Annotated in this window: 11 protein-coding genes; 6 read left to right on the forward strand and 5 right to left on the reverse strand. The window is 62.3% G+C overall.

What is annotated here, in order from left to right; genetic code table 11:
* Positions 1–46: 46 nt before the first annotated feature.
* A complete protein-coding gene (sbcB, locus tag AO356_RS17910) occupies positions 47–1,483 on the forward strand; it encodes an exodeoxyribonuclease I (protein ID WP_060740879.1) in 1,437 nt (478 codons plus the stop codon).
* A gap of 82 nt (positions 1,484–1,565) precedes the next feature.
* On the opposite strand, the gene mvaT is transcribed toward sbcB, so the two are convergent.
* Complete coding sequence (gene mvaT / locus AO356_RS17915) at positions 1,566–1,943, reverse strand: histone-like nucleoid-structuring protein MvaT (protein ID WP_003205091.1); 378 nt, start codon at positions 1,941–1,943, stop codon at positions 1,566–1,568.
* A 304-nt stretch (positions 1,944–2,247) separates the two neighbouring features.
* Here mvaT and purU point away from each other — a divergent pair, with 304 nt between their 5' ends.
* Entirely contained in the window at positions 2,248–3,096 is an 849-nt protein-coding gene (gene purU, locus AO356_RS17920; protein ID WP_060740880.1) for a formyltetrahydrofolate deformylase, read from the forward strand.
* A 57-nt stretch (positions 3,097–3,153) separates the two neighbouring features.
* Positions 3,154–3,327, forward strand: a complete 174-nt coding sequence (locus AO356_RS32845; protein WP_170842278.1) for a hypothetical protein — start codon at positions 3,154–3,156, stop codon at positions 3,325–3,327.
* A gap of 4 nt (positions 3,328–3,331) precedes the next feature.
* On the opposite strand, the gene AO356_RS17925 is transcribed toward AO356_RS32845, so the two are convergent.
* The 3 genes from AO356_RS17925 to AO356_RS17935 are packed head-to-tail and all read right to left on the reverse strand — an operon-like array spanning position 3,332 to position 6,199.
* Complete coding sequence (locus AO356_RS17925; protein ID WP_060740881.1) at positions 3,332–4,327, reverse strand: lysylphosphatidylglycerol synthase transmembrane domain-containing protein; 996 nt, start codon at positions 4,325–4,327, stop codon at positions 3,332–3,334.
* Entirely contained in the window at positions 4,324–5,091 is a 768-nt protein-coding gene (locus tag AO356_RS17930; RefSeq protein WP_060740882.1) for a DUF2334 domain-containing protein, read from the reverse strand. The genes AO356_RS17925 and AO356_RS17930 overlap by 4 nt, the downstream gene beginning before the upstream one ends.
* A 16-nt stretch (positions 5,092–5,107) precedes the next feature.
* Entirely contained in the window at positions 5,108–6,199 is a 1,092-nt protein-coding gene (locus AO356_RS17935; RefSeq protein ID WP_081015378.1) for a glycosyltransferase family 4 protein, read from the reverse strand.
* 329 nt (positions 6,200–6,528) lie between these two features.
* Between AO356_RS17935 and AO356_RS17940 the strand changes: the two genes are divergently transcribed.
* Positions 6,529–8,019: a helicase HerA-like domain-containing protein gene (locus AO356_RS17940; protein WP_060740884.1), complete on the forward strand. Its 1,491-nt coding sequence runs from the start codon at positions 6,529–6,531 to the stop codon at positions 8,017–8,019.
* A gap of 270 nt (positions 8,020–8,289) precedes the next feature.
* Here AO356_RS17940 and AO356_RS17945 read toward each other — a convergent pair whose 3' ends face one another.
* The gene (locus AO356_RS17945) at positions 8,290–8,745 is read right to left on the reverse strand and encodes a DUF721 domain-containing protein (protein WP_003205074.1); all 456 of its coding nucleotides are present in this window, start codon (positions 8,743–8,745) and stop codon (positions 8,290–8,292) included.
* Positions 8,746–9,052: 307 nt separating this feature from the next.
* Here AO356_RS17945 and secA point away from each other — a divergent pair, with 307 nt between their 5' ends.
* Positions 9,053–11,788, forward strand: coding sequence for a preprotein translocase subunit SecA (secA, locus tag AO356_RS17950; RefSeq protein ID WP_060740885.1), 2,736 nt, complete (start codon positions 9,053–9,055; stop codon positions 11,786–11,788).
* A 123-nt stretch (positions 11,789–11,911) separates the two neighbouring features.
* Positions 11,912–13,129, forward strand: a complete 1,218-nt coding sequence (argJ, locus tag AO356_RS17955; RefSeq protein ID WP_060740886.1) for a bifunctional glutamate N-acetyltransferase/amino-acid acetyltransferase ArgJ — start codon at positions 11,912–11,914, stop codon at positions 13,127–13,129.
* Positions 13,130–13,143: the final 14 nt, after the last annotated feature.

Here is a 13,143-nt window from a genome sequence, read left to right on the forward strand (position 1 = left end):
GGTTCGAGCGCCTAGACTTCGCCAGTCTTCAGTTCAGGAACAGCCCGTGACTTCCATCTTCTGGTACGACTACGAAACCACCGGCATCAACCCGCGTTGCGACCGGCCCTTGCAGGTGGCGGGTATCCGTACCGATTTCGAGCTCAATGAAATCGACGAACCGGTGAATCTGTATTGCCAGCCCAGCGATGACATCCTGCCGCATCCGGCGGCCTGTGCGATTACCGGCATCACCCCGACATGCCTGGCCGAGAAAGGCTTGAGCGAAGCCGATTTCATGACCCGTGTCCACGGGCACCTGGCCGCGCCCGGTACCTGTGGCGCCGGCTACAACACCCTGCGTTTCGACGATGAAATGACCCGCTACAGCCTCTATCGGAATTTCTTCGACCCGTACGCACGGGAGTGGCAGGGCGGCAACAGCCGCTGGGACTTGATCGACCTGGTGCGCGCGGCCTATGCGCTACGCCCGCAAGGCATTGTCTGGCCGCAGGAGGACGGTCGCGTCAGCCTCAAGCTCGAACGCCTGACCGCCGCCAATGGCATCGATCATGGCCAGGCCCACGATGCGTTGTCGGACGTACGCGCGACCATCGCCCTGGCCCGCCTGGTCCGTCAGCAGCAGCCGCGGCTCTACGACTGGCTGTTCCAGTTGCGCAGCAAGCAGAAAGTGATGGACCAGATCCGCCTGCTGCAGCCGATGGTGCATATTTCCGGTCGCTTCTCGGCGGCGCGCAACTACATCGGCGTGGTATTGCCGTTGGCCTGGCACCCGAAAAACCGCAACGCCCTGATTGTCTGCGACCTGCACCTGGACCCCCAGGGCCTGTTGGACCATGACGCCGAAACCCTGCGCCAGCGTTTGTATACCCGCCGTGAAGAACTGCTCGAAGGTGAGTTGCCGGTGCCGCTCAAGCTTATCCATATCAACAAATGCCCGGTGGTCGCGCCGTTGTCGGTGCTGCGCGTCGAGGACCAGCAGCGGCTGGAACTGGACATGGAGAGCTATCAACAGCGCGCATTGCGGCTAACTGACGCACAGAAAGTTTGGCAGGATAAACTTCAGGCTATTTATGGCCGCGAGGATTTCACCGCCAGCGAGGATCCCGAGCAACAGTTATACGCGGGCTTCTTGGGCGATCGCGATCGGCGTTTATGTGAACAAGTGCGCATGGCGGACCCGGCGCAATTGGCGCAAGCGCAATGGCCTTTCGATGATGAGCGTCTGCCGGAACTATTGTTCCGATATCGTGCACGCAACTTTCCAGACACCTTGAATCCCGAAGAGCAAGGGCGCTGGAGAGTTTTCTGTCAACAACGTCTGTCCGCCCCGGAATGGGGCGCGCCTAATACCTTGCAAAGTTTTGACGAGGCGATGGGAGAGTGGCTGGCCCAGTCTACGCCGATGCAGCGAGAAGTACTCGTGGAGTGGCAGGGCTACAGCCAGCAATTGCGCAAACGTTTAAGCCTTGAATCGCAATGAAATGAAAAGATAACAGGCATAAAAAAACGCCAGTAATCACTGGCGTTTTTTGTTCGCAAAGAAGCTTGCGCCGCGGTGAGGCTTAGCCCAGCAGGGTTGCCCAGCCTTCTACCACGTCACCGCCCCACTTGGCTTTCCACTCTTTCAGAGTCTTGTGGTTGCCACCTTTGGTTTCGATGACTTCGCCGTTGTGCGGGTTCTTGTATTGCTTAACTTTGCGAGCGCGCTTGGTGCCGGTAGTTTTCACGGCGCCACGTGGCGCTTTGCTCGACTTGGCTTCTGGATCCAGCAGGGCAATGATGTCGCGCAGCGACTTGGAGTACTCGCCCATCAGCGTGCGCAGTTTGCCTTCGAATTCAAGCTCGGTTTGCAGTTTGTCGTCTTGCGACAGGTTTTTCAGGCGAGCTTGCAGTTCTTTGATGGCTTCTTCTGTGGCGCGGTATTCATTGATCAAGGACATGTGGACTACCTTATGTAGGACGCGGGTGACAAGGAGACAGTGCGACAATAGTAATCAGACAGTTTCATCAAGTAAACATTTAACCGGTGTTTTATTTAATTAATTAGTGCTGCGCCACAAAAACGCCTGTTGCAGTTAAATGCCGCGACAGTGTCTTCACATCTGTTCACATATAATCTGCTTTCCCGAGCCGTGCCGGCCATGGCTTGGGGCTGTCGTCCAGGATGCGGCGTGTCATCGATACTGCAGTTTTGCTGCGCAATGGCTAGAATGGCCGCCTTTGCGAAGTTCTGGAGTTCCCCTAATGCGCACTTTTCGTCTGGTGATTGCTTGCCCGGACCGCGTCGGCATCGTTGCTAAAGTCAGTAACTTTCTGGCGTCCCATAACGGCTGGATCACCGAAGCGAGCCATCACTCGGACAATCAAAGCGGTTGGTTTTTCATGCGTCACGAGATTCGTGCCGACTCTCTGCCCTTCGGCATTGAAGCCTTTCGTGAAGCGTTCGCCCCCATTGCCGAAGAGTTCTCGATGGACTGGCGTATCACCGACACCGCGCAGAAAAAACGCGTGGTGCTGATGGCCAGCCGCGAGTCTCATTGCCTGGCTGACCTGCTGCACCGCTGGCACAGCGATGAGCTCGATTGCGACATAGCCTGTGTGATTTCCAACCATGATGACTTGCGCAGCATGGTGGAATGGCACGGCATCCCGTACTACCACGTGCCGGTCGACCCGCAGGACAAGCATCCGGCGTTCGCCGAGGTCTCGCGACTGGTCAAGCAGCACGACGCCGAGGTGGTGGTATTGGCCCGCTACATGCAGATCCTGCCGCCGGCCTTGTGCAGCGAGTACGCCCACAAGGTCATCAACATCCACCACAGTTTCCTGCCGTCGTTCGTCGGGGCCAAGCCGTACCACCAGGCGTCGATGCGTGGGGTGAAGCTGATTGGCGCCACCTGTCACTACGTGACCGAAGAGCTGGATGCCGGCCCGATCATCGAGCAGGACGTGGTGCGCGTCAGCCACAGCGACAGCATCGAAGACATGGTGCGTTTCGGCCGTGACGTAGAGAAGATGGTATTGGCCCGGGGCCTGCGTTATCACCTGGAAGACCGGGTGCTGGTGCACGGCAACAAGACCGTGGTCTTCTGACTACACTGCCAAGGGCCTGGACGAGCGATCGGCAGGCCTTTTTTCATGAGGTTCGCCATGACCGATCCATTGGACAAAGCCACCTCCAAGGCGCCAGCCACCCTGGGCGAGGGCTGCCTCAGCCGCTATGACCCCGACGCGTTGAGCCCGGAGGATGGCACCGAGTTTCCCGATGCCGCGCAACTGTGGGAGCAATTGCATCCCCAGGACGAGCCCGAACAGACGCCGTGACCGGTCAGGCTTGCCTGAGCCTGATCAGCTTCTTGATCAACGGCCGCCCGACCATCAGGAAGAACACCGGCCCACCGGCCACCAAATAAAAGTAGTAGGTCACCGCCCGCCAGATCAGGATCGCCGCCGCTGCGGTGGACTTGCCCACCATGGGGGCCAACAGCGCCGCCGAAGTCAGCTCGGCCGCCCCGGCACCGCCCGGCAGCAGGCTGAACTGTCCCGCGCTCAAGGACAGCATCTGGATCAGGAAACTCCAGGCCCACTGCAGGTCCGCACCCAGCCCCTTCAATGCCAGGTACAACACGCTGTAGCGCAGCGCCCAATGCAGGCAGGTCAGGCCGAAGACCTGGAACAGCGTCTGTCGTGGCAATTTCAAGGTGTCGGTGAAGGCCGCGAGGAAGTTCAGGATCTTGCGGCCCCAGCGTCGGCGGGTGGCGGTCTTTACCCGCAAGTGCCGCAGCACACGAGCGCCCAGCAGAATCAGCCGACGGTGATATCGGGCCACCAGCACGCAGCCGAACAGCCCGCCAAACAATGAAATCGCGCTCAACGCCAGCATCCATTCCAGGCGCTGGCTGAGGTTCTGGAACAGCGCGTAGAACAGAATGCCCACCAAGGCGCAGAGGAAGAACAGCAAGTCGCTCAGTTGATCCATGGCGAACACCGCGCTGCCATGGGCCGGGCGTACACCGTTGCGCGCCAGCAGGGCCATCAGCGTCAGCGGGCCGCCACTGCCTCCGGGCGTCGCACACATGGCGAACTCGGTGGACATCACCACGCCCATGCTTTTCCACCCGCCGATGCGCCCACGGTATTCACCCAGCAGCAGGCGCAGGCGCACGGAATTCAAGCCCCAGCACAGCACGATCATGCCGAGCATGGTCAGCAGCAGGGACAGGGGAAAGCGCTGCAGCCGCGACCACATTTCCCCGCCGCCGACCAGCAGCGGCACCAACAGCGCCGTGAGCAGGGCGGCACCCAGCCAGATCAACCGTTTCATGCGGCGCTGCGGGCCCGCAGCCCCTGGGTTGCCAGCCAGCCGACCTTGGTCATCGGCACGCGACCGTCGTTGAGCAGGCGTTCGAGGGTGCGCAGCCAATAGTCCCGGGAAAACCCGTGGCGCATGTCCACCGGGTGCAGGCCCAGGCGAATCACCGGGGCCTGGCGCCAGCGCTGTTCACGCTGGTCGCTGATGACTTTCGACAGGCCACGACGCCAGGCACTGCGGGCACTCCAGACCAGGCCCGGAGCGTCGATGGTACTGAAGTCGGGCAGGCGATAAAGGTGTTGGGTGTCACTGGTGTAGCTCAGCGGTAACTGGCGCAAGGCCTGGCGCGTGCCTTCGCTCATCAGCCAGGCCGGGGCGACGAAACCTTCCAGGGGCCAATGGTAGCGCTCAAAGGTGTCGATCCCGGCGCGCAGGCGGGCGAGGGCGGCGGCCTCGGACAGATTGTAGAACTCCCCCTCATGGGTGTAGACCCGGCGCATGAACCACTCCTTGGGGTGGCGGGCGACAGGGCCGTCGTCGCAATGGTAGTAGCCATGCAGCACCAACTCGTCGCCGCGCTCGACCCGGCGGTCGAGCAGGCGGCGAAAGTCCGGGTGAGCCTCCAAGGCATTGGTACGGTGAAAGTCCGGCACCACCAGCCAGGTCATCGGCACCTGGCCGAGGGCATCCACGGCTTCGACGAAGGGCTGGTAGTCAGGCCAGGTTTGCGGTGCCACGTCGTGCAACACCAAGAGCACGCTGGGCGAAGAACTCATCGACACGGTCCTCGCCTCAACCATTGGCCAGCAACGGCATTTGTCCGCCGAGCACGGCGTAATAGTGCCCCAGCAAACTGTTGACCACGGTGTCCCAGGCGTAATGACGCTCCACATGCCGGCGCGCCAGCAGGCCACGGCGTTGGCAGCCTTCGCTGAACAGTTGCCGCACGGCATTGGCCATGGCCTGCGGATTGTTGGGCGTGCACAGCAGGCCGCAGTCCTCGTGGACAATTTCGGTGAAAGCCCCGGCCGCCACCGCCACCACGGGAATGCCGCTGGCCATGGCTTCGAGGATCACCAGGCCGAAGGTCTCCTGGTCGCCGGCGTGCACCAGGGCATCGGCGCTGGCCATGAGACGGGCGACTTGCGGCGCCGGGCAGAATTCGTCGACCACCGTGACGTTGTCCGGCACCACGGCGGGCATCGACGAACCCACCAACAGCAGGTGATAGCGCTCGCCCAGGCGTTTCATGCACTTGAGCAGCACCGGCAGGTTTTTTTCCTTGGAACCGCGACCGGCGAAAATCAGCAGGCGCGTGTCTTCGGCGATACCCAGCTCGGCCCGCAGTCCTGGGTCGCGGGCGGCGGGGGTGAAGGTTTGCAGGTCAACGCCCAAGGGTTGCACATAGACGTTCTTGACCCCCAGGCCGGTCAGCTTGTCGGCCATGACCTGGCTTGGCGCCAGGACCCGGTCGAAATTGCCGTACAACTTGCTGACATAGGCTTCGATATTGGGGGTGAACCAGTTGCCCATGCGGTTGCTCACCAGCAGCGGCAGGTCGGAGTGATAGAAACCGATGACGGGCACGTCGAGCTGACGGCGGGCATCCAATGCGGCCCAGGCGGTGAGGTACGGATCGCCGACCTCGATCAGATCCGGTTGCAGATCGCGCAGGACATTGCGCCAGGGCGCCAGGCGAAGGGGGAAGCGATAGCCCTTGCCGAACGGCAGCGCAGGGGCTGGCACCTTGTAGATTCCGTCGTGCTCGCTCAAATGCGCGCCGGGGATCAACAGGCTGTGGCGAATACCGGGCCGATCGCCCAGGCGCCGGTGCTTGGCATCCAGATAAGTGCGCACGCCTCCGCTGGCGGGGGCGTAGAACATGGTTATGTCCGCTATATGCACGATGAACGTCCCTCCGGTCTGTGTTCTCCTGTGTTGACCTTTATGAAGAATAGATGTTCGGTTGGGGTTGTGGGGCGGGTGCGCTGCCAGTGGAGTATTGCGGGGTTTGACAGGGCCTCATCGCGAGCAAGCTCGCTCCCACAGAGATTTGGGGCGGGGCACAGATCCCATGTGGGAGCGAGCTTGCTCGCGATAGGGCCTGCCCAGGTTCGCAGCTATTATTCCTGCTGCCAGGGCCTCAATGCGCCAGGCATGCTTTTATATAAGCGTGCAAAATGGCGTCATATCGCAAACACACGGGTGACCACATGCCTGACTCATCGCAACTCGTTATCGGTGCCGACCTCAGCGGCCAGCCCATCGCCCAGGCCATGCGCCTGGCGAACCGTCATGGCCTGGTGGCGGGCGCCACCGGGACCGGCAAGACCGTCACCTTGCAGCGCCTGGCCGAAATGTTCAGCGATGCCGGCGTGGCGGTGTTCGCGGCGGATATCAAGGGTGACCTGTGCGGCCTGGGTGCTGCCGGCAACCCCCAGGGCAAGATCGCCGAGCGCATCGCCGGCATGCCCTGGCTCAACCACAAGCCCCAGGCTTATCCGGTGACCTTGTGGGATATCCACGGCCAGTCCGGGCATCCACTGCGCACCACCCTGAGTGAAATGGGCCCGTTGTTGATCGGCAGCCTGCTGGAACTCACGGACAGCCAGCAGTCGGCGCTCTACGCCGCGTTCAAGGTGGCCGACCGTGAAGGCCTGTTGCTGCTGGACCTCAAGGACCTGAAGGCGCTGCTCAATCATCTCAAGGACAACCCCGAGCTGCTGGGGGACGACGCGGCGCTGATGACCACTGGCTCCAGTCAGGCGCTGCTGCGGCGCCTGTCCACTTTGGAGCAGCAGGGCGCGGACGCGTTGTTCGGCGAGCCGGCGTTGCAGCTCGAAGACATCCTGCAACCGGCCAGCGATGGCCGTGGCCGCATCCACTTGCTCGACGCCAGCCGCCTGGTCCACGAAGCGCCGAAGGTCTACGCGACGTTCCTGCTGTGGCTGCTGGCCGAGCTGTTCGAACAGTTGCCCGAGCGCGGCGATGCGGACAAGCCGCTGCTGGCGCTGTTCTTCGATGAGGCGCACTTGCTCTTTGCCGGTACGCCCAAGGCTTTGCAGGAGCGCCTGGAGCAAGTGGTGCGGCTGATCCGTTCCAAGGGCGTGGGGGTGTATTTCGTGACCCAGTCGCCGGGTGACTTGCCGGACGATGTGCTCGCTCAGTTAGGGTTGCGTATCCAGCACGGCTTGCGGGCCTTCACGGCCAAGGAACAGAAATCCCTGCGGGCGGTGGCCGACGGTTTCCGGCCCAACCCGCAGTTCGATGCCCTGGCGGTGCTGACCGAGCTGGGCATCGGTGAAGCCCTGGTGGGCACCTTGCAGGAAAAAGGCACGCCGGAAATGGTCCAGCGCGTGCTGGTGGCGCCCCCGCAATCGCGCATCGGGCCGCTGAGCGAGGCCGAGCGTGCCGGGTTGATCGCCAGTTCGTCGCTGCAGGGGCGCTACGACAAGCCCATTGATCGCGAATCGGCCTACGAAGTGCTGATGGGACGCAAGGGGCTGGAGCCCCAGGCCGACGCGGTGCCGGGCAAGTCCGCGGACGAAGAACCCAGCTTCACCGAAAAGGCCGGCGAGTTCCTCGGCACGGCAGCCGGCCAGGCGCTCAAATCGGCGATGCGCCAGGCGGCCAATCAACTGGGCCGGCAATTGGTGCGCGGATTGATGGGGTCGTTGCTGGGGGGCAGCAAGCGGCGCCGGTAGTCGAGACCGAGTTGCCCCTTCGCGAGCAAGCTCGCTCCCACAAGGGATTGGTGTCGTACGCGAAATAGGTGGCCGCTGCAGATCCACTGTGGGAGCGAGCTTGCTCGCGAAGGCGGTTTGGCAGGCGAAAAGTGTACCGGCTGACCTGCCGCAATCGCGAGCAAGCTCGCTCCCACAAGGGATGGTGTCGTACACGAAAGAGGTGGGCGCTGCAGGTCCACTGTGGGAGCGAGCTTGCTCGCGATTGCTATCTAGCCGGCGCCGAAAATCTCAATCCTTGGGCCGCGCATGCGCCGCCAAGCGCTCCAGCGCCGCCCGCAGGTTGGGATCGGTGATGCCGTCGGCGGTGGCCTGGATGGTTGCCGCGGCGTCGGTGGACAGATCCAGCGTGTGGCCCTTGGCGCCGACCTGGACGGTGGGTGGCTGCACCTTGAACAGGATCCGCGTCAGGTTGGCGAATTCTTCGAACGCCTGGAGTTGGCGCAGCAGGCGTTTTTGCTGGTAGCGCAGGCGCGTGGCCCAGTGGCCGTCGGTGACGATCAACAGCAGGCTGCCTTCGCGCCAGGACGCCACGTGGCAATGCTCGCGCGCGGCCGGTTGCAACTGGCTGTCCAGCAGGCGCTGCAAGTGGCCCAGGCGTTTGGCGTGGCCGAAGATGGCTTTCAGCGGCTTGGCTTCGCGCAGCAGAACGGCGGGCGCCTTGGCTGGAAGAGGGCGGAAGGCCATGAATGAATACCGCAAGTGACAGAGGCGCCATGGTAGCAGAAAGCGCCGGACGCGCTTCGACCCTCTCGCCCAGCGGCTTTTGGCCACACAATCAGTGAGTAACTTCTGCGCTTTGTGGGTTGAAGTTCGCGCAAAAGCCCTTATTTTAGGGTGGCCCCGTCACAGCGCTGTGCCAGCATCGTGGAATAACGCCACTTTCCTCTCCATCGTTTCCGGGTAGAATGCTCGTTCGCATGCGGCCATGAGGGCTGCACGGGCGACTCATGGGGCCGCCCTCCATCCCTTTAGTGTGGAAGATCCTGCCGATATGTTTGCGCCTTTGTTAAAGAAACTTTTTGGAAGCAAGAACGAGCGTGAAGTCAAGCGCATGCTCAAGACGGTACAGACTGTCAATGCCTTCGAAGAGCAAATGGTGGCCCTTTCGGACGATCAGTTACGCGCCAAGACTGCCGAATTCAAGGACCGCATCGCCAAGGGGGAAACCCTTGACCAGCTCCTGCCCGAAGCCTTTGCGGTCGCCCGTGAAGCCGGCAAGCGGATCATGGGCATGCGCCACTTCGACGTTCAGTTGATCGGCGGCATGACCTTGCACGAAGGCAAGATCGCCGAAATGCGTACCGGTGAGGGCAAGACCCTCGTGGCGACCCTGGGCGTTTACCTCAACGCACTGTCCGGCAAGGGCGTGCACGTGGTGACGGTCAACGACTACCTGGCCCGCCGCGACGCCAACTGGATGCGCCCGCTCTACGAATTCCTCGGCCTGACCGTCGGCGTCGTCACGCCGTTCCAGCCGCCGGAAGAGAAGCGCGCCGCCTATGCCGCCGACATCACCTACGGCACCAACAACGAATTCGGGTTCGACTACCTGCGCGACAACATGGCGTTCAGCATGGAAGAAAAATTCCAGCGTGAACTCAACTTTGCCGTGATCGACGAAGTCGACTCCATCCTCATCGACGAAGCCCGTACCCCGCTGATCATTTCCGGTCAGGCCGAGGACAGCTCCAAGCTGTATATCGAGATCAACAAGCTGATCCCGCAGCTCAAGCTGCACGTCGAGGAAGTCGAAGGCGAAGTGACCCAGCCCGGGCACTACACCATCGACGAGAAGACCCGCCAGGTCGAACTCAACGAAGCCGGTCACCAGTTCATCGAGGAAATGCTCACCCGCGTCGGCTTGCTGGCCGAAGGCGAGAGCCTCTACTCGGCCCATAACCTGGGCCTGCTGACCCACGTCTATGCCGGCCTGCGTGCCCACAAGCTGTTCCATCGCAACGTCGAGTACATCGTCCAGGATGGCCAGGTCGTGCTGGTGGACGAGCACACCGGCCGTACCATGCCGGGTCGTCGCCTGTCCGAAGGCCTGCACCAGGCCATCGAAGCCAAGGAAGGCCTGAACATCCAGGCCGAGAGCCAGACCCTGGCCTCGACCACCTTCCAGAACTACTTCCGCCTGTACAACAAGCTGTCCGGCATGACCGGTACCGCCGATACCGAGGCGTTCGAATTCCACCAGATCTACGGCCTGCAAGTGGTGGTGATCCCGCCGAACAAGCCACTGGCCCGCAAGGACTACAACGACCTGGTGTTCCTGACCGCCGAAGAGAAGTACGCGGCGATCATCAACGACATCAAGGAAGGCATGGCCCAGGGCCGTCCGATCCTGGTCGGTACCGCCACCATCGAGACCTCCGAGCACATGTCCGCCTTGCTCAACAAGGAAGGCATCGAGCACAAGGTCCTCAACGCCAAGTTCCACGAGAAGGAAGCCGAGATCATCGCCCAGGCCGGTCGCCCGGGTGCGCTGACCATCGCCACCAACATGGCCGGTCGTGGTACCGACATCCTGCTGGGCGGCAACTGGGAAGTGGAAGTCGCCAGCCTGGAAGGCCCGACCCCCGAGCAGATCGCGCAGATCAAGGCCGACTGGCAGAAGCGTCACCAGCAGGTGCTCGAGTCCGGCGGTTTGCAGGTGATCGCTTCCGAGCGTCACGAATCCCGTCGTATCGACAACCAGCTGCGTGGCCGTGCCGGTCGCCAGGGCGATGCCGGCTCCAGCCGTTTCTACCTGTCCCTGGAAGACAGCCTGATGCGCATCTTCGCCTCTGACCGGGTGAAGAACTTCATGAAGGCCCTGGGCATGCAGCCCGGCGAGGCGATCGAGCACCGTATGGTGACCAACGCCATCGAGAAGGCCCAGCGCAAGGTCGAAGGCCGCAACTTCGATATCCGCAAGCAATTGCTCGAGTTCGACGACGTCAACAACGAACAGCGTAAAGTGATCTATCACATGCGTAACAGTTTGTTGGCCGCCGACAACATTGGCGAAACCATCGCCGATTTCCGCCAGGACGTGCTCAACGCCACCGTCAGCGCCCACATCCCGCCGCAGTCGCTGCCGGAACAGTGGGACGTCGCCGGCCTGGAAGCCGCCTTGCAGAGCGATTTCGGCGTGGCATTGCCGATCCAGCAATGGCTCGACGAAGACGATCACCTGTACGAAGAAACCCTGCGTGAAAAACTGCTGGCCGAACTGATCGCTGCCTACAACGAGAAGGAAGACCAGGCGGGCGCCGAGGCACTGCGCTCCTTCGAGAAGCAGATTGTGCTGCGGGTACTGGACGATTTGTGGAAAGACCACCTGTCGACCATGGATCACCTGCGCCACGGTATCCATTTGCGTGGTTACGCCCAGAAGAACCCGAAGCAGGAGTACAAGCGCGAGTCCTACACGCTGTTCTCCGAGCTGCTCGATTCGATCAAGCGCGACTCGATCCGTGTGTTGTCCCACGTACAGGTTCGCCGCGAAGACCCGGCCGAGGAAGAAGCCCGCCTGCGTCAGGAGGCCGAAGCCCTGGCTGCGCGCATGCAGTTCGAACACGCCGAAGCCCCTGGCCTGGAAGTGGTCGCCGAAGAGGGCGTCGATGTGGATGTCGCCCTGGCGACCGCACCGGTGCGCAACGAGCAGAAGCTGGGCCGCAACGAACTGTGTTATTGCGGTTCGGGCAAGAAATACAAGCATTGCCACGGGCAGATCCAATAAACCCGTCTCAACGCTGAACCACCCGCGCCGCGACCGGATGCTATCCGTCGCGGCGTTTTGCCATTTTGATTCGCCGTCCCAATGAGGACGGCGTCGATATACATCTGAATTAGGAGCGCATTCATGGCTGTTGGTCTTGGTCCGTTGCCCACGTTGCACCCGGTTGCCGGTTTTGAACTCGGTATTGCCTCGGCGGGCATCAAGCGCCCCGGGCGCAAGGACGTCGTGGTCATGCGTTGCGCCGAAGGCTCGACGGTGGCGGGTGTATTCACCCTCAACGCCTTTTGCGCCGCGCCGGTCATCCTGGCCAAGCAACGCGTGCAGGGGCCGGTGCGTTACCTGTTGACCAACACCGGTAACGCCAACGCCGGCACCGGCGCGCCAGGCCTGGCCGCCGCCGAGCGCACCTGCGCCAAGCTGGCGGAATTGACCGGCGTCGACGCCAGCCAGGTGCTGCCGTATTCCACCGGCGTGATCGGCGAACCGCTGCCGGTCGAGAAGATCGAAGGCGCACTGCAAGCCGCCCTCGACGACCTGTCGGAAAACAACTGGGCCGCCGCCGCCACCGGCATCATGACCACCGACACCCTGCCCAAGGGCGCGAGCCGCCAGTTCCAGCATGACGGCGTGACCATCACCGTCACCGGCATCAGCAAAGGCGCTGGCATGATCCGGCCGAACATGGCGACCATGCTCGGCTACATCGCCACCGACGCCAAGGTCTCGCGCCAGGTGCTGCAAGACCTGATGCTCGACGGGGCCAACAAGTCGTTCAACCGCATCACCATCGACGGCGACACTTCCACCAACGACTGCTGCATGCTGATCGCCACCGGCCAGGCCAACCTGCCGCAGATCACCGAGGCCAGCGGCCCGCTGTTCGAGGCCCTGAAGCAGGCCGTGTTCGACGTGTGCATGGAAGTGGCCCAGGCCATCGTCCGGGACGGCGAAGGCGCGACCAAGTTCGTGACCGTGCAGGTCAATGGCGGGGGCAATCACCAGGAATGCCTGGATGTGGGCTATACCGTGGCTCACTCGCCGCTGATCAAGACCGCACTGTTCGCCTCCGACCCGAACTGGGGCCGCATCCTCGCCGCCGTGGGCCGGGCCGGCGTGCCTGAGCTGGACGTGAGCAAGATCGACGTGTTCCTCGGCGAAGTCTGCATCGCCAGCCAAGGCGCTCGTGCTGCCACTTACACTGAAGCCCAGGGCGCGGCGGTGATGCAGCAGGAAGAAATCACCATCCGTATCGAGTTGGGACGGGGTGACTGCAGCGAAACCATCTGGACCACCGACCTGTCCCACGAGTACGTCAAGATCAACGCTGAGTACCGGACTTAACCGGTTCGGGACCG

The organism is Pseudomonas fluorescens (assembly GCF_001307275.1).
In the GTDB taxonomy this organism is placed as follows: Bacteria; Pseudomonadota; Gammaproteobacteria; order Pseudomonadales; family Pseudomonadaceae; genus Aquipseudomonas; species Aquipseudomonas fluorescens_AA.